General features: G+C 73.4%; 16 protein-coding genes. 2 read left to right on the top strand and 14 right to left on the bottom strand.

What is annotated here, in order from left to right:
• Positions 1-16 precede the first annotated feature (16 nt).
• Positions 17-1,054, bottom strand: a complete 1,038-nt coding sequence (locus ACIQG9_RS04295) for a stage II sporulation protein M (protein ID WP_400398295.1) — start codon at positions 1,052-1,054, stop codon at positions 17-19.
• Between the two features lie 41 nt (positions 1,055-1,095).
• On the opposite strand from ACIQG9_RS04295, the gene ACIQG9_RS04290 reads away from it, so the two are divergent.
• The gene (locus ACIQG9_RS04290) at positions 1,096-1,962 is read left to right on the top strand and encodes an RDD family protein (protein WP_400398293.1); all 867 of its coding nucleotides are present in this window, start codon (positions 1,096-1,098) and stop codon (positions 1,960-1,962) included.
• 99 nt (positions 1,963-2,061) lie between these two features.
• On the opposite strand, the gene efeB is transcribed toward ACIQG9_RS04290, so the two are convergent.
• The 3 genes from efeB to efeU are packed head-to-tail and all read right to left on the bottom strand — an operon-like array spanning position 2,062 to position 5,518.
• Positions 2,062-3,348, bottom strand: a complete 1,287-nt coding sequence (gene efeB, locus ACIQG9_RS04285) for an iron uptake transporter deferrochelatase/peroxidase subunit (protein WP_400398291.1) — start codon at positions 3,346-3,348, stop codon at positions 2,062-2,064.
• A 25-nt stretch (positions 3,349-3,373) separates the two neighbouring features.
• On the bottom strand, positions 3,374-4,507 hold the full coding sequence (gene efeO, locus ACIQG9_RS04280) for an iron uptake system protein EfeO (RefSeq protein ID WP_400398289.1): 1,134 nt from the start codon (positions 4,505-4,507) through the stop codon (positions 3,374-3,376).
• Positions 4,508-4,537: 30 nt separating this feature from the next.
• Positions 4,538-5,518, bottom strand: a complete 981-nt coding sequence (gene efeU, locus ACIQG9_RS04275; protein WP_400398287.1) for an iron uptake transporter permease EfeU — start codon at positions 5,516-5,518, stop codon at positions 4,538-4,540.
• Positions 5,519-5,818: 300 nt separating this feature from the next.
• Here efeU and ACIQG9_RS04270 point away from each other — a divergent pair, with 300 nt between their 5' ends.
• Positions 5,819-5,974 carry a hypothetical protein gene (locus ACIQG9_RS04270; protein ID WP_400398285.1) on the top strand — a complete coding sequence of 52 codons (156 nt, stop codon included), beginning with the start codon at positions 5,819-5,821 and terminating at the stop codon, positions 5,972-5,974.
• A 117-nt stretch (positions 5,975-6,091) separates the two neighbouring features.
• On the opposite strand, the gene ahcY is transcribed toward ACIQG9_RS04270, so the two are convergent.
• From ahcY to ACIQG9_RS04220, 10 genes are all read right to left on the bottom strand, one after another.
• The gene (gene ahcY / locus ACIQG9_RS04265) at positions 6,092-7,579 is read right to left on the bottom strand and encodes an adenosylhomocysteinase (protein WP_400398283.1); all 1,488 of its coding nucleotides are present in this window, start codon (positions 7,577-7,579) and stop codon (positions 6,092-6,094) included.
• A gap of 302 nt (positions 7,580-7,881) precedes the next feature.
• Positions 7,882-9,042, bottom strand: coding sequence for a mannose-6-phosphate isomerase, class I (gene manA / locus ACIQG9_RS04260; RefSeq protein ID WP_400398281.1), 1,161 nt, complete (start codon positions 9,040-9,042; stop codon positions 7,882-7,884).
• A gap of 2 nt (positions 9,043-9,044) precedes the next feature.
• Positions 9,045-10,052 carry a cation diffusion facilitator family transporter gene (locus ACIQG9_RS04255; RefSeq protein ID WP_400398279.1) on the bottom strand — a complete coding sequence of 336 codons (1,008 nt, stop codon included), beginning with the start codon at positions 10,050-10,052 and terminating at the stop codon, positions 9,045-9,047.
• Between the two features lie 154 nt (positions 10,053-10,206).
• A complete protein-coding gene (locus ACIQG9_RS04250; protein WP_400398277.1) occupies positions 10,207-11,403 on the bottom strand; it encodes an SIS domain-containing protein in 1,197 nt (398 codons plus the stop codon).
• Positions 11,400-11,585: a Trm112 family protein gene (locus ACIQG9_RS04245; protein WP_400398275.1), complete on the bottom strand. Its 186-nt coding sequence runs from the start codon at positions 11,583-11,585 to the stop codon at positions 11,400-11,402. Before ACIQG9_RS04245 ends, ACIQG9_RS04250 begins: the two co-directional genes overlap by 4 nt.
• A gap of 63 nt (positions 11,586-11,648) precedes the next feature.
• Positions 11,649-13,034: a phosphomannomutase/phosphoglucomutase gene (locus tag ACIQG9_RS04240; RefSeq protein WP_400398273.1), complete on the bottom strand. Its 1,386-nt coding sequence runs from the start codon at positions 13,032-13,034 to the stop codon at positions 11,649-11,651.
• 70 nt (positions 13,035-13,104) lie between these two features.
• Positions 13,105-14,232: a hypothetical protein gene (locus ACIQG9_RS04235; RefSeq protein WP_400398271.1), complete on the bottom strand. Its 1,128-nt coding sequence runs from the start codon at positions 14,230-14,232 to the stop codon at positions 13,105-13,107.
• Positions 14,233-14,477: 245 nt separating this feature from the next.
• Complete coding sequence (gene nfi / locus ACIQG9_RS04230; RefSeq protein WP_400398269.1) at positions 14,478-15,206, bottom strand: deoxyribonuclease V; 729 nt, start codon at positions 15,204-15,206, stop codon at positions 14,478-14,480.
• 360 nt (positions 15,207-15,566) lie between these two features.
• A complete protein-coding gene (locus tag ACIQG9_RS04225) occupies positions 15,567-15,788 on the bottom strand; it encodes a hypothetical protein (RefSeq protein WP_400398267.1) in 222 nt (73 codons plus the stop codon).
• Between the two features lie 327 nt (positions 15,789-16,115).
• Positions 16,116-16,700, bottom strand: coding sequence for a DinB family protein (locus ACIQG9_RS04220; RefSeq protein WP_400398265.1), 585 nt, complete (start codon positions 16,698-16,700; stop codon positions 16,116-16,118).
• Positions 16,701-16,742: the final 42 nt, after the last annotated feature.

The following is a 16,742-nucleotide window of genomic DNA, read 5'->3' as shown; positions in this document are numbered from 1 at the left end:
CGCTTCCCCGGCCAGGTCAGGGGGCGGGGCGGGTGAGGTGCCAGGCCCGGGTGGGATCGGTGGAGGGCCAGAGTTCGGCCAGCCACGGATCGGTCCGCTCGGCGGGCGCCGACCCGGCCGCGACCGCCCGGCGGCCCAGCACGACGACGTAGCCGAGGAATCCCCACCACACCACCGCGCCGACGCCGATCCGCAACGCCGTCGGCATCGGCGACGGGGTGACGAACGCCTCCAGCAGTGCGGAGACCCCGAAGAGCCCGACCAGGCCGACGGCGACCAGGATCGCCGAGCGGCCCGCCTCCGCGACCGCCTGGCCCCGGCCCAGGTGCGCCGGGGGTGAGATCCACGCCCAGGCCGTCCGCAGCCCCACCCCGGCGGCCACGAAGACCCCGGTCAGCTCCAGCAGCCCGTGCGGGGTGATCAGCCCGAAGAAGACGTCGGCCCGCCCGTAGGAGACCATCACCCCGCCGACCACGCCCACGTTGAGCGCGTTCTGCCAGAGCAGGTAGCACACCGGCACCACCAGCACCCCGGAGGCCAGGCACTGGGCGGCCACCCAGGCGTTGTGCGTCCACAGGTGGAAGGCGAAGGTCGGCGCGGAGAACTCGGTGTAGTAGCCGGCGAAGCCGGAGTCGACCAGCTCGGCGGCGGCCTCCGGGCCGATCAGGGCCGACGCGGTCGCCGGGTTGCCCGCGACGTACCAGATGAGGAAGCCGCTGAGCAGGCTGAACCCGGTCGCCACCGCACACCACCACGGCCAGGCGCGGTAGACGGCGGCGGGGAAGCCGACGGTGAGGAACCGGCCCACCGCCGCCCAGGACGGCCGACGCCGGCCGGTGATCCGGGCCCGGGCCCGCAGCACGAGCTGGGAGAGGCGGCTGACCAGTGCCGGGTCGGGCGCGCGGCTGCGCAGCGCCGACAGGTGGGTGGCGGTGCGCTGGTAGAGGGCGACCATCTCGTCGATCTCGTCGGCGGTCAGCCGGCGGCGGTCGCAGAACAGCTCCAGCCGCCGCCACTCGTGGCCGTGCTCGGCGACGTACGCGTCGAGATCCACTCGTCCTCCCCCGTCCGGCGCCCATAGTGTTCACTGTGCGGGTGACAGCGCAACCACCGGTGCCCGTCGCCACCGGCCCGGCCGCCGGGTGGGCGGACGCCGGGCTGGTCAGCGGCGAGGCCGTCGAGTTGGACGTCCGGGCGGCCCGGCTCGGCTCCCGGGTGCTGGCGCTGCTGATCGACATCCTCGGGCAGGTGCTCTGCGCGGCGCTGCTGGCCCTGATGCTGACCCCGCTGGCGCTGATCCTGCTCGACCCGCTGGTGGACCAGGCCCTGGCCGGGGCCCTGGAGACGCTCGGGCTGGTGCTGGTGGTGGTCGGCTACCCGGTCGCCTGGGAACGCCTCAACCACGGCCGTACGCCCGGCAAGCTGGCGGTGGGGCTGCGGGTGGTCAGCGCCGACGGCGGCCCGGTGGGGCTGCGCCAGTCGCTGACCCGGGCGCTGGTGGGGGCGGCCGTGGAGTGGCCGGGCCTGGTGCTGCCGCTGTTGAGCTGGGTGGCCGGGGCGACGGTGATGCTGACCGATCCGCGGGGTCGGCGGCTGGGTGACCTGGTGGCCGGCACGATGGTGGTGCACACCCGGACGACCCATCCGTGGCGGCCGGCACCGATGATCATCCCGCCGCTGGCCGGCTGGGCGGTCACCCTGGACCTGACCCGGCTCGACGACCCGCTGGCCCTGGCGGTCCGGCAGTACCTGACTCGGGGCGAGCAGATCGTCGAGCCGTACCGGTCGGGGCTGGCCCGGGGGTTGTGGCGCGAGGTGGCGGCCGTGACGTCGCCGGTTCCGCCGCCGGGCGTACCGGAGCCGTTGCTGCTGGCGGCGGTGCTGGCCGAGCGGAACCGGCGCGGCGCGCTGCGGCTGCGCCGCACCCGGGCGCTCACCGCCCCGCTCCGGCCCGACCGGTAGCCGGCCGTCGCCGAGCCTGCTGCCACCGCCGGGCGGGCCGCACGCCCACCGCTCCTGCCCCGGAGCCGACCGGCGAGCCGGGACGGGACGGAACCCGGGTCAGGTGAAGAGGGTCCGGCCCCACCAGTCGGCGGCGTCGCGGACACCGGGCGGGCAGGCGAACACCGCGCTGGAGACGTGCCGCAGGTACTCGTTCATCAGGTCGCGCCGGGCGAGCTGGGTCTGGATCGGCACGAACTGCCGGCGCGGGTCGCGCTGGTACGCCATGAAGAAGAGCCCGGCGTCGAGCCGGCCCAGCCCGTCCGAGCCGTCCACGAAGTTGTAGCCCCGGCGCAGCAGGTGCGCGCCGTTGTTCCGGCTGGGGTGGGCGAGCCGTACGTGCGCGTCCTCGGCGATCACGGGCTGCCCGTCGTCGCCCTTCGCGGCGAAGTCCGGCTCGTCGAACTCGTCCTTGCGGCCCAGCGGCGCGCCGCTGCCCTTGGTCCGGCCGACGATCTGCTCCTGCTCGGCCAGTGAGCTGCGGTCCCAGGTCTCGATCTGCATCCGGATCTTGCGGGTGACCAGGTACGAGCCGCCGGTCATCCAGTCCGCGCCGTCGCCCGGCTGGGCCCAGAGCTGGTCCCGCAGCAGGTCGGCGTCCTCGGCCTTGAGGTTGGCCGTGCCGTCCTTGAAGCCGAACAGGTTGCGCGGGGTGGCCTGGTCCCGCGAGGTCGACGAGGTACGTCCGAAGCCGAGCTGGGACCAGCGGACGCTGACCACGCCCATCCCGATCCGGGCCAGGTTGCGGATGGCGTGCACCGCCACCTGCGGGTCGTTCGCGCACGCCTGCACGCAGAGGTCCCCGCCGGAGATCTCCGGACGCAGCGCGTCCCCGGCGAAGTGCGGCAGGTCGGCGAGCGCGGCGGGACGCCGGTCGGCGATCCCGAACCGGTCCCGGCCCTGCGCGTCGCGGAACAGCGTCGGCCCGAAGCCGACGGTCAGGGTGAGCTGCGACGGGGGCAGGCCCAGCGCCTCGCCGGTGTCGTCCGGCGGGGCCTCAGGCACGCCGCCGACGGCGCCGATGACCCCGGCGTCCTTCCCGGCGGTCAGCCGGGCCGCGGCGGCCGTCCACTCCTGGAGCATGCCGACCAACCGGTCCCGGTCCTTGGTGACCACGTCGAACGCGACGAAGTGCAGCCGGTCCTGGGCGGGGGTGGTGATGCCGGACTGGTGCTCGCCGTGGAACGGCTCCGCCCCGGCTGCGGAGTCGTTCGCGGCGGCCTGGTCGGCGTCGCGGAACAGCGCGCCGGCCCCCACGCCGACCCCGGCCACGCCGGCCACCCCGACCCCGGCGAGGGTGATGGCCCGTCGCCGGGACAGCCGGCCGCTGCTGTGCTGCTCGCTCATCGACTCTCCTGGGCGGGATCGGCCGTCATCGGGCGACGACGGCGGCGACCTTGCTGATCGGCTCGGCGAGGGCGTTGATGCTGTCCGACAGCTCCTTGAGTTCGGCCTTGCTCAGCGCGGTGTGCAGCTTCCAGCCGTCGCCGTCGCGGTGCTTGCCGAGCGTCGCCTCCACGGTGGCGAACTCCTTGTCGAGCTGGGCCACCAGCTCCGGGGAGCGCTGCTCCAGCGCCGGGCGGAGCGCCGCGATCGCCGCCTTCGAGCCCTCCAGGTTGGCGTTGAAGTCCCAGAGGTCGGTGTGCGAGTACCGCTCCTCCTCGCCGGTGATCTTTCCGCTGGCGACCTCGTCGAGGAGGGCCTTGGCACCGTTGGCGAGCTGGAGCGGGGTCAGCTTCTCGGCGTTGGCCCGCGCCACGATCTCCTTGACGTCGGCGAGCAGCCGGTCGGCGATCGGGCCGTCCTTGCTGATGTCGCCGGTGGTCCAGAGGTCCTTCTCGATCCGGTGGAAGCCGGTGAACTCCATGCCCTCCTCGACGACCTCCTCCCGACCGTCGATCTTCGGGTCGAGGTCGCCGAAGCTCGCCGCCACCGGCTCGATCCGCTCCCAGTAGGTGCGGGCGACCGGGTAGAGCGCCTTGGCCTTCGCCACGTCACCGGCCTTGACCGCGGCGGTGAACTCCTCGGTCTTGGTGAGCAGGGCGGCGGTCTGGCTGGTCACGTACCGCTGGTAGCTGGTGGTGGCCTCGGCCAGCGCGGCGTCCGGGGCGACGGTGGCGACGGTGCCGGTGACCTTCAGCGCGCCCCGGATGCCGCGTCCGCTCATCCCGGGCTTGCAGGCCGTCTCGTACGTCCCGGCGGGCAGTTCGACGCGCAGCTCACGGCTGAGCCCCGGGGCGATGTTCTCCACCTCGCCCATCACCCGGTCGCCCGCGGCGTAGACGTAGAACTCGTTGACCTTGCTGCCGGAGTTAATCACCGTGAAGGTGGCCTGGCCGGCGGTCAGGTCGGTGAGGTCCACCTCGCACGCGGTGTCGGTGGCCTTGACCTTGACCGCGTTGTCGACCTTCGCGGCCCCCTGCTCGTCCGTGCCGGCGCAGGCGGTGACGCCGGTGACGGCCAGCGCGCCGACGGCGGCGAGCACCAGGAAGCGGGTGGTTCGCATCGTTGCTTGTCTCCTCGCGGGGATGGTGGGTCAGGCGCGCTGCGGGGCGGCGGTCTGCTCCGGGGGAACGGTCGACGCGACCGGGCTGGCGGTCGACGCGACCGGGGCGGCCGTCGACGCGGCTGAGGCGTCGGTCGACACCGCCGGGGCGTCGGTCGACACCGCCGGGGCGGGCTTCGCCGGGGTGACGGGCTTCGCGGGCGCCGCCGGCTTGCGGAGGAAGAGGACCATCACCGGGACGGCGTAGGCGACCCAGGCGATCATCTCCAGCACGCTGGGCGCGGGGGTGATGTTGAACATGCCGGCGAGCAGGGTGGCGTACCAGGTGCTCGGGTCGAGCACCGAGGAGACGTCGAAGGCCAGGTTGTTGAGGCCGGGCAGCACGCCGGCCTCCTGGAAGTCGTGCACGCCGTACTTGAGGATGCCGGCGGCGACCAGGATCAGCAGCGCGCCGGTCCAGGTGAAGAACTTCGACAGGTTGATCCTCAGCGCGCTGCGGTAGAGCAGGAAGCCGAGCACCACGGCGGTGGCGATGCCGCCGGCCAGTGCCAGCAGCGGACCCGAGCCGGTGCCACCGGCCGCGCTCTGCGCCGCCGAGTAGAAGATCAGCGCGGTCTCCAGGCCCTCCCGGATCACCGCCAGGAAGCTCATCCCGGCCACCGCCAGGGAGCCGACCGCGAGCGCCTCGGTGAGCTTGCCGCGCAGCTCACCGGCGATGGTCCGGGCCGCCCGGCGCATCCAGAAGATCATCCAGGTCACGAAGACCACGGCGGCGACCGACGTCACCGCCTCGAACAGCTCCCGGTCCTCGGACCGGGCGAGCAGCGAGGCCGAGGTGTACTCGATCAGCCAGCCGAAGAGCACCGAGAGCGCCACGGCCAGCCCGACGCCGACCCAGACCTGGGGCAACCGGTCCCGGCGCTGCGACTTCACCAGGAAGGCGACCAGGATGCTGACGACCAGCGTCGCCTCCAGGCCCTCCCGCAGGCCGATCAGGTATGTGGCGAACATCGATGCTCCGTGTCGTGGTCAGGCTTGCCTCAGTTAACTTAGGGCAGCCATACCTTCCTCCTGATCCGGGGTGCCGTCAAGTCGTTCATGACAGGTTCACCCTGGTCGGGAGTGCCGGCCGGACCGACCGACCGACGGACGCCCGGCACCCGCCCCAGGTGGGAGGATCCGACGAACTCCCAGGACAGGACGGCCCGTGCCTGACACGCTCCACACCCCCATCGCCCGCCCGACCGCCCCCGCCCCACCGGCGACCGCCGACCGCTGTGCGCTTCGCCACCGTCGTCCGGGACGGCACCGGTGAAGGGGTTCGGTCCGTGGCTGGCCGTGCTCGCGCTGGTGATCATCCTCAACGCGCTGCGCCTGCGCCCGCTGGCCGTGGTGGTCTCGCTCGCCTGGCTCGCCTGGTGCGTGTGGACCTGGATCCGGCCGAGCCGCCGTCCCGGGCCGCGCTGACCCCCGGGCGGTCCCGGGAGCCGGCGCGCGGCGCCGGGGTCGGCGCGCGGACGGCGTACCGAGAAGGACCCGGGCCGGCCGCGCGGCGGCCGACCCGGGTCCTTCGTCAGGTGGTGCTCAGTACCGGTAGTGCTCCGGCTTGAACGGGCCCTCCACGGCGACGCCGAGGTAGGCGGCCTGCTCCTTGGTCAGCTCGGTCAGCCGGGCGCCGAGGGCACCCAGGTGCAGCCGGGCGACCTTCTCGTCCAGGTGCTTGGGCAGCACGTAGACGCCGACCGGGTACTCGTCGGTCTTGGTGTACAGCTCGATCTGGGCGATCGTCTGGTTGGCGAACGAGTTCGACATCACGAAGCTCGGGTGACCGGTGGCGTTGCCCAGGTTCAGCAGGCGACCCTCGGAGAGCACGATGATGGCGTGACCGTCCTCGAAGCGCCACACGTCGACCTGCGGCTTGATGTTCTCCCGGGTGACGTCCGAGCGCTTCATCAGGCCGGCCATGTCGATCTCGTTGTCGAAGTGGCCGATGTTGCCCACGATGGCCTGGTGCTTCATCCGGGCCATGTGCTCGTTCGTGATGACGTCGAAGCAGCCGGTCGCGGTGATGAAGATGTCGGCCTGCTCGACCACGTCCTCCAGGGTGGCCACCTGGTAGCCGTCCATCGCCGCCTGGAGGGCGCAGATCGGGTCGACCTCGGTCACCACGACCCGGGCACCCTGGCCGCGCAGCGACTCGGCGCAGCCCTTGCCCACGTCGCCGTAGCCGAGCACGACGGCCATCTTGCCGCCGATCAGCACGTCGGTGGCCCGGTTGATGCCGTCGATGAGCGAGTGGCGGCAGCCGTACTTGTTGTCGAACTTGCTCTTGGTCACCGAGTCGTTGACGTTGATGGCCGGGAAGAGCAGGGAGCCGGCCCGGTGCATCTCGTAGAGCCGGTGCACGCCGGTGGTGGTCTCCTCGGTCACGCCCTTGATGCCCGAGGCGATCCGGGTCCAGCGCTGAGCGTCCTCGGCGAGGCTGCGGTGCAGCACCTGGAGGATCACCGCGTACTCCTCGGAGTCGGCGGACTCGACCGCCGGGACGACCCCGGCCTTCTCGAACTCGACACCCTTGTGGACCAGCAGGGTGGCGTCGCCGCCGTCGTCGAGGATCATGTTCGGGCCCTGCCCGTCCGGCCAGGCGAGCACCTGCTCGGTGCACCACCAGTACTCCTCCAGGCTCTCCCCCTTCCAGGCGTAGACCGGAACGCCGGCCGGCGCCGCCGGGGTGCCCTCCGGGCCGACCACGATCGCCGCGGCGGCGTGGTCCTGGGTGGAGAAGATGTTGCAGGAGGCCCACCGGACCTCGGCGCCGAGGGCGACCAGCGTTTCGATCAGGACGGCGGTCTGGATGGTCATGTGCAGCGAGCCGGTGATACGGGCGCCGGCGAGCGGCTGGGCGTCGGCGAATTCGCGGCGGATCGCCATCAGGCCGGGCATCTCGTGCTCGGCGAGTCGGATCTCCTTGCGCCCGAACTCGGCGAGCGACAGATCCGCCACCTTGTAGTCGCCCCCGGCGAGGGTGCTCGGCCGTGCGCCGCTCTGCGACGTGGGGAGGGTGCTGGTCATGGAAGCTCCTGTCGAACGATGGCTGCGCGACCATCAACCTTACGCCCGCACCCGGACGGCGCACCGGGGCGGCCGGTGACAGCGCACGGGGGCGGTCGGAGCTGGACGGACTTTCCGCCCACCTGCCGGCCACCCCCGTGCATCCCCCCGGTTTGGTTCCCCGCGCGCTACCGGACCTTCGTCACGACAACGCTGCGTACCCACAGAGTCACATTGCGCGACCGGATCGTCAAGCCAATTCGGGAAAGTCGGACTTGTGGCGGCGACGACTCCGCACTTTCCGAGATCGTCCGTACGCTCCGTCAGGCGCCGACGGTCGCCACGAACGCCTCGCCCGCGCCGGAGAAGGTCAGCGGCGCCACGACGGCGGCACCCACCGCCGCCTGCCCCCGGTCGAGGGGCACCAGCCCGGTCCCGTCGTCCACCGAGACCCTGCCGCCGGTGCAGAGCACCACCCGGGGGCCGGGCAGCGACAGCCGGACCACCGGCACGGTCGCGTCCACCGTCACCCGGTGCAGCGCGAAGTCGTCCACCGGGACCGGCCAGCAGCGCACCCCGGGAGCCACCGGACGGGCCGCGACGACCGGATCGACCAGCACCTCGAAGCGGAGCACCCGGAGCAGCTCGTCGACGTCCACGTGCTTCGGGGTCAGGCCACCACGCAGCACGTTGTCACTGGCCGCCATGATCTCCACGCCGGTGCCCCGCAGGTAGGCGTGCAGGTTGCCGGCGGGCATCCAGATCGCCTCCCCCGGCGCCAGCCGGACGTGGTGGAGCAGCAACGCCACCAACACTCCCGGATCGCCCGGGTAGCTGACGGCCAGCGCCCGCGCCAGCTCGGCGTCCGGCCCGGCGACGCCCGCCGCACGCACCGCGTCGACCAGCCCGACGCGGTCCGCGTCCGGCCAGCTCAACAGCGTCTTCACCGCCGTACGCAGCCCCGCCGGCCCGGTACGCAGCGCGGCCACCACCGGCTCCAGCGCGGGTACGCCGAGCCCGGCCAGCGCCGCCGCCGACACCACGGGGTCACGGAACCCGCAGAGCGCGTCGAACGACGTCAACGCCACCAGCAGCTCCGGCTTGTGGTACGGGTCGACGTAGTTGCGCGGCCCGCCGGTGCGGGCCGCGTCGACCGCGTACCCGGCCCTCGCCTGCCCGGCGTCCGGGTGCGCCTGGAGGCTGAGCGGGGCGTCCGCGGCGAGCACCTTGAGCAGGAACGGCAGCCGGGGGCCGAACCGCGCCACCAACCGGTCGCCGAGCCAGCCGTCCGGCTCGGCGACCAACAGGTCGGTCAGGCTCACCCGGTCGCCGTCCCGGTCGACCGTGGCCGGGCCACCCGGATGGGCGCCCAGCCACAGCTCGGCCTCCGGGCCAGCGCTGGGCACCGGGCGTCCCTGCAACTCGGCGATCGCCGAGCGGGACCCCCAGGCGTAGTCGCGGATCGGCCCGTACAGCAACTCCACGCTCAGCCCCCGGCCCGCCCGGCCACCTCACCCGGCTCGGTCTCCGGCCCGGTCACGGCGGTGGGCGCGGCGGCACCGGTGCCGGCCCGGTCGGCGGCGGCGCTCCAGATGTCCGGCTCCAGGTAGATGACCCGGGCGATCGGCACCGCGGCGCGGATCCGCGCCTCGACGGCGTTGATGCCCCGGGCCAGCTCCTCGGCGCTCTCGCAGGCCGGTACGCCGACCTTCGCGGCCACCATCAGCTCCTCCGGGCCGAGGTAGAGCGTCTTCATGTGGATGATCCGTTCGACCTCCGGGCCGGCGGTGACCGCCCGCTCGATCGCGGCCAGGTCCTTCGGGTCGGCACCCTCACCGAGCAGCAGGCTCTTGGTCTCGATCGCCAGCACGATCGCGATGATCACCAGCAGCACACCGATCATGGCGGTGCCGGCGGCGTCCCACATGCCGTTGCCGGTGATCAGCGTCATCCCCACGCCGACCAGGGCGAGGACCAGACCGATCAGCGCGCCGAAGTCCTCCAGCAGCACCACCGGCAACTCGGGCGCCTTGGCCCGGCGGATGAAGTTGACCCAGGACTGGTTGCCCCGGGTGTGGTTGGACTCCTGGATCGCGGTACGGAAGGAGAAGCTCTCCATCACGATCGCGGCGACCAGCACCACCACCGGCACCCACTGCCACGCCGTGATCGGGTGCGGGTCGGCCGCCTTGTGGTACGCCTCGTAGAGCGCGAAGAGACCACCGACGCTGAACAGCACGATCGACACGATGAACGCGTAGATGTAGCGCTCCCGGCCGTACCCGAAGGGGTGCTGCGGGGTGGCCTCCCGCTTGGCCCGCTTGCCGCCGAGCAGCAACAGCCCCTGGTTGCCGGAGTCCGCCACCGAGTGGATCGACTCCGCCAGCATCGACGAGGAGCTCGTCAGCAGGAACGCGATGAACTTGGTGACGGCGATGCCGACGTTGGCCAGCAGGGCGGCGACGATCGCCCTCGTCCCGCCGTTCGCGCTCACGCCGCTGCCCCGCTCCGCCACGCGGCGGCGCAGGACGCCACACCACTGGGCCGAACGACCCGCTCGGCACGCGCGCTCACGTCGCCGTTCCACTCCGCCACCCGGCGGCGTGGGACGCCCCGCTGAGCCGGAGGCCCCGCTCCCTGCCGTTCGTTCACTGGTTCGACAGCTCCTTCATCTCCGTGACGGCCGGTACGGCCATGGGGTCCAGCCCGTGGGCCAGGGCAAGGTAGATCGAGGCGAAATCCGGCACCGCGATGAGCGAGGCGAGCCGTTCCAGCGCGGAACCGCCCTCGGCGGTCACCACGTCGCAGCGCACGCCGCGCCGCTCGGCGAGGGTCTGCACCGCGTCCGCGCGGCGCTCCTCCACGGCGAGCGGCTCGTCGGTGTCGTCGTCGGCGTTGAGGCCACCGTCGCGGAGCAGCACCAGCCGCAGCCGGGTCGGGTCGTCCTCGGCCGCGTCGGGGTCGGCGAAGATGTCCCGCGCCGACTCCACCAGACCGCCGAAGACCCCGTCGAGCAGGCCGACCCGGCCCCGACCGGCCTCGCCCAGCGCCCCGGTGACCACCGGGTAGCGGGCGTTGGCCGACAGGGTGTCACCGAAGCGGCGGGCCGCCACGGTGGCCAGCGGGGACGAGCCCCACACGATCGGGATCGACCCGGCCAGCCCGAGGGCCAGCGACTTCGCCGGGTTGACGAACGACTCGGCGGTCGGCCGGCACCGGTCGGCGTCGGCGTCGAGCCGGGCCGCCGTCTCGGCCAGATCCGCCTCGTTGACCTTCACCAGGCCGAGCGTACGGGCGGCGAGCAGAACCGGCACGGTGAGCGCCCAGAGGCTGGCCCGGGCCGGGGCGCGGCGGGGCACCGGGATGAACGGTGCCCGGGCCCGCTCGGCCACCGACTGGAGCTGCGAGTCGGGCGCGCCGACCGCCACCAGCCGGGCACCGCGGCGGTGCGCGGCCTCGGCGGCCCCCAACGCCTCCGGGCTGCGGCCGGACGCGCTGACCGCGATCACCACGTCGGCCGCGCCGACCCAGCCGGGCACGCCCGCGCTGCGGTGCGGGATCACCGGCACCGGGCAGCGCGGCCCGGCGACCGTGGCCAGCACGTCACCGGTACGCCCGGCGGTGCCGATGCCGGCGATGACGACCGCCCGGGGGCGGCCCTCGTCCTCCAGCAGCGACAGGTTGGCCTCGGCGGTCAGCGCGGCGGACTCCCGCACCTGGGCACCGGCGGAGGCGATGAAGCGCAGCATGCCGCCCGGGTCGTGGGCGGCCACCGCATCCGGGTCGTCCAGCACCGACTCGTCGACCACCCGCCGGCCGCTCAGCCCGGCCGTACCGTCCATCACCGCTGCGCCTCCGGCCCGCCGCGCGCCTCGTCCAGCAGCAGCACCGGCACGTCGTCGCGCACCTCGAAGATGCGACCGCACTCCGTGCAGGTCAGGGTCTGCCCCTGCGGGTCGTAGTCCAGCGGGGCGTGGTGTGTGTCCGGGCAGGCGAGGATCTCGAGCAACTGCGGGTCCAGGGCCACGGCGCGGCTCCTTCCACGTGTGCGGTCTCCGTCGGACGGCGGTGCCGACCGGCGCAGGGGATCTTATCGGCGAACCCGCTCCAGCACCTCGTCGCGCAGCGACGTCATCCGCTCCTCGGTCGGCCCCTCCACGTTGAGCCGCAGCAACGGCTCGGTGTTGGACGCGCGCAGGTTGAACCAGGCACCGTCGGGGAACCGCAGGGTGAGCCCGTCCAGCTCGTCGGCCTCCGCCTCCGGGTACGCGACGCGCACCTCGGCGACCCTGGCGGCCTGGTCCGCCACCGTGGAGTTGATCTCGCCGGAGGCGACGTACCGCTCGTAGCCGCTGGCCAGGATCGACAGCGGCTGGGACTGCTCGCCCAGCGCGGCCAGGGTGTGCATGGCGGCGAGCATGCCGGTGTCGGCGAACCAGAAGTCGCGGAAGTAGTAGTGCGCGGAGTGCTCGCCGCCGAAGATCGCGTTGGTCCGGGCCATCTCGGCCTTGATGAAGGAGTGGCCGACCCGGGCCACCACCGGCTCGCCGCCGTGCTCGCGGATGATCTCCGGCACCGCGCGGGAGGTGATCAGGTTGTGGATCACCGTGGAGCCCGGGTGCTTGGCCAGCTCGCGGGCGGCGACCAGGGCGGTGATCGCGGACGGGGAGACCGGCTCGCCGCGCTCGTCGATCACGAAGCAGCGGTCCGCGTCGCCGTCGAAGGCCAGACCCAGGTCGGCGGAGTGCGCCACCACGGCGCGCTGGAGGTCGACCAGGTTCTTCGGGTCGAGGGGGTTGGCCTCGTGGTGCGGGAAGGTGCCGTCCAGCTCGAAGTAGAGCGGGACGATCTCCAGCGGCAGCGCCGGCAGGGCGGCGTCGCCCAGCACGCTGGGCACGGTGTAGCCGCCCATCCCGTTGCCGGCGTCGACCACCACCTTCAGCGGGCGGATGGTCGACAGGTCGACCAGCTTGCGCAGGTGGGCCGCGTAGTCGGGGAGCAGGTCCCGCCGGTCGGTCAGCGGGGCCCGCGACGGTCCGGCCGGGCGCGCGCCGCCGTTTAGCAGTGCCTGGGCCCGGTCCCGGATGTCGGCCAGGCCGCTGTCCTGCCCGATCGGGCGGGCGCCGGAGCGGCACATCTTGATGCCGTTGTACTGCGCCGGGTTGTGGCTGGCGGTGAACATCGCCCCGGGCAGGCCCAGCGCGCCGGAGGCGTAGTAGAGCATGTCGGTGGACGCCAGGCCCAGCTCGATCACGGCCCGCCCGGCGGCGCGGACGCCGGTGGCGAACGCGGCGACCAGACCCGGGCCGGTGGCCCGCATGTCGTGCGCGATCAGCACGGTCTCGCCCGGCTCGCCGGTGTCGTTGAGCACCTGGGTGAAGGCGACGCCGAGGGCCTCGGCGGCGCGCTCGTCCCACTGGTCGGGCACCGTCCCCCGGACGTCGTACGCCTTCACGATCTGGGACAGGTCAGACACCGGTTTCAGCTCCTCGAACGCAGGTCGTCAACGACCCTGAGCGTATCGGAGCGGCGGCGTCCGCCCCGTCCTAGCCGGGGAGCTGGGGCATGATCGTCGTACCGTCGCCGCCGGTCGGGGGCGCCGAGGGGCTGGCCGGGGGCGCCGAGGTCGGCCGGGCCTGGGCGGGTGGGCCGGCGGCCGGCGGGGCCGAGGTCGGCCGGGCACCGTACACCCCACCGGTGGGACGCGGGGCGGGCGCGACGGTCGGATAGGTGCCGGGCGCCCCGTACAGCCCGCCGGGGCGGGTGGGGGCGGCCGGCGGCTGCTGGCCCCCGTACACCTGGCCGGCCGGCGCCCCGCCCCCGGCGCGGTAGGTGGTCGGCCCGGGATTGCGCGGCAGCGGCACGGCCGGGAAACTGCCCTGGTCGGTGGCGCGGGTCTTGTCGGAACGGGACCGGAAGATCAGCAGGGCGATGAGCCCGGCACCCAGGACCACCAGGGCGATGCCGACGTACATGATCATGGATCCTCCGGTGGACTCGGCGGGGGCGGCGGTGCCCTGACCGGCGTCCGGCAGGGCGAGGGCAGCCTCCGTGGCCGCCGGGTCCGTCGCGGGCGCGGTGGTGGCCGCGCTGGGGGTGGGGGTGGGCGTGGGCTTCGGGGTCGGGGTCGGGGTCGGGGTCGGGGTCGGGGTCGGGGTCGGCGAGGCGGTGCCGGCCTCCCGGCCACCGACCTTGGACCTGTCGGCACCCCGGCCGATCAGCCGACCGGCCGCGGTCGTCGCCTCACCGACCACCTCCAGCCGACCCGCCGGCGTCCCGGCGAGGAACGCCACCCGGTAGCGGACGGTGCTGCTCTTTCCCTTGCACAACGTCGGATCCGCCGGGGAGGTACGGGAGACGAGCACAGTGCCCCCACCACCGGAGACCGGCGCGGCGAACCAGTGCCCCCCGACGTTCACCTCTACCCGGACCTGCTCCGCGGTAAGCCCCTCCAGGTGCAACCCCAACCCGGTACGCAGCAGGACACAACCGTCGGTGCGCTTACGCACCTCGACCGAGACGCCGTCCGGAGAGCCACCGGCTTCGAAGCTGCCGGCGGCACGGACGTTCACCCGGTCGGCGTCGGCGGACGCCGGAGCCGCGCCGCCAACCACCAGACCACCGAGCAACGCGCCGGCCGTCGCCACCCACGCCACCTGCCGACACACGGACATGCCCCACCTCACCTCTCCCGCCCCTGGCGGGGTCCGCCGGTCAGGCTACTACCGGGCCAGGGACCCCCCTGGTCACAGAGCGCTCGGCAGGTGTGCCGTATTACCCTCCCCGCTGCCGGTTCGGCACCGATCCGGCGGCAGTGACCGCCTGTACGGCGACGCCGGTCGCCCGAGCCAACCGGCGCCCGGCCGACGGCGGCCCGGTCGAGTGCCGACGGCGGCCCGGTCGAGTGCCGACGGCGGGCTCAGCCGGCGGCGGCGAGAGCGTCGCGGCAGAGCCGGTCGGCGGTGCGGGTGGTCTCCGGCAGCCGGTAGCGCGGGGTCAACGCGAGCACCTGGTCGACCGCGTTGTCCAGGCCCATCCGGTGCCCGACACTGACGAAGACCGGCTTCACCCCGTCCCGGGTGCGCAGTACCCGGCCGACCACCTCACCGCCGTCGACCAACGGCGCGCTGTCCCCCCGGCGCGGCCCCGGCCCGGTCCACCCGCCCACCAACGGCGTCTTGCCCACCCCGATCGCCGGCAGCCCGGTCACCACGCCCAGGTGGCAGGCCAGCCCGAACCGGCGCGGGTGGGCCAGCCCGTGCCCGTCGCAGACCAGCAACTCCGGTCGGGTGGTCAGCCGGTCCAGGGCGGCCAGCAGCGCCGGCAGCTCACGGAAGGCGAACAGCCCCGGCACGTAGTCGAAGGCGGGCCGGCCGACGCTGACCGCCCGGTCGACCACCTCCAGGGTCGCGGCGTCGAGCACCGTCACGGCCGCCGCGAGCAGGGCACCGTCCTGCGCGTACGCGACATCGAGGCCAGCCACCGTCGCGGGCCGGCCGGGACCCGGCCCGACCAGGTCCGCGAGCGGTCGCAACCGCTCCTGTACGGCCACCGCCTCGGCAACCGTCGCCGGGGCCGCCTCGTGGGCACGGCGTTCCTGCCCGGCGTCCGCCCTGCCGTGGCCCGAACGGGGCGATCCGGCCTCCATCCCGGGGCGATCCGGACGGGGCGAACCGTCGGCCTTCACTCCGGGACGGCCCGGCCGGGGCGACCTGCCGACCTCCATCCCGGGACGGCCCAGGCAGGGCGACTCGCCGACCTCCATCCCGGGACGGCCCGGGCGGGGCGAAGCATCGACCTCCATCCCGGGACGACCCCGGCGGGGCGACCCGTCGGGTTCCATGACGTGGTAGTCCGGGCGGAGGGTCCCGCCGGACTTTGTCATGCGGCGGTCCGGGCGGGGCAGTCCGCCGAATTCCATCCTGCGGCGGTCCGGGCGGGCGGATCGCCGGGGCCGGACCGACCCACGGTTTCCTGCGCGGGGCCGCCCAATCGGTCACCGGTCTGTTCAGCTCGGATCATCGTCCCGCCGGCTCCCTACGTCCTTCTTCCGGTCGCCGTCCTTCTTCCGGTCGAAGGCACCGAAGGCGATGGCGAAGGCAGTGCCGATGGCTATCCCGAAGGCGATCCCGATCGCGTCCTCGAACATCAGCCAGCCGATGACGACGCCGACGAGCAGACCCACCACCCAGGCGCTGGATCGACGCTTCGTGCCTGTGGATTCCGTCATCACGCGATGCTATTCGGCCAGCACAACGACGGCACCCCGCCCCGAGTCGAACCCGGCCGCCGTCGTGGGTCGCCCTCGGCCCGGACGGGTTGATCGACTCCATTTCGGCGATCTGGCGGTGTCCACATGGACCGGATGCCACCACATCGCCGAATCGGAGTCGACCATGATGCGTCCTCGGCGGCTGCCCGCCCTTGCCGTCCCCGCTTGCGGGGATACTTGCCGTCGGTGGCGGGGTGGTCGTCAACGTGACCACCTCGATCCGAGCCGGTGGCGAGGGGGATCCTGGACGCGCTCGGGCTGATCACGACACCGAGATGGCGTCGTTCACTGGCCGACCCGGCCGTCGATCCGTTCCCGCAGCAGGTCGGCGTGGCCGTTGTGCCGGGCGTACTCCTCGATCATGTGCACCAACAGTTCGCGCAGTGAGATCGTCAGCTCACCCCGATGCCCCTTGACCCCCAGGTCCATCGCCTCGGCGACGAACCGCTCCGCGTACGCCACCTCGTCCCGCCAGGCCGCCCACGCCTGCTCGACCACCGCCGGGTCGGCGATCGCGCCGTCGAAGTCACCGTCCGGCTCGTCCTCGGTACACCAGATGCGCGGCGCTTCCTCGCCGGCCATGGTGCGCCGGAACCAGCCCCGCTCCACCTCCGCCAGGTGCCGCACCAGCCCGAGCAGCGACATCGTCGACGGGGGAATGCTGCGCCGGGCCAGCGCCTCGGCATCGAGGTCGGCACACTTCAGTTCGAGGGTCAGGCGATGGTCGCGCAGATAGTTGACCAGGATGGCCTTCTCGTCGTCGAAGCCGCCGTCGGAGCGGGGGTCGTCCTCGGGGCTGAGGAACATGTCCGACCAGCCGAAGGAGCGGGTGGGGAGGCCGGAGAGGGCGTCGGAGCGGGGGTCCGTCATGCCGCGACACTCGCGTAGGTGCCAACGGATCGCAATCGGTTT

Origin of the sequence: Micromonospora sp. NPDC092111, assembly GCF_044755745.1 — a bacterium.
Lineage (GTDB): Bacteria > Actinomycetota > Actinomycetes > Mycobacteriales > Micromonosporaceae > Micromonospora.
This window is presented reverse-complemented; position numbering and strand designations above follow the sequence as displayed.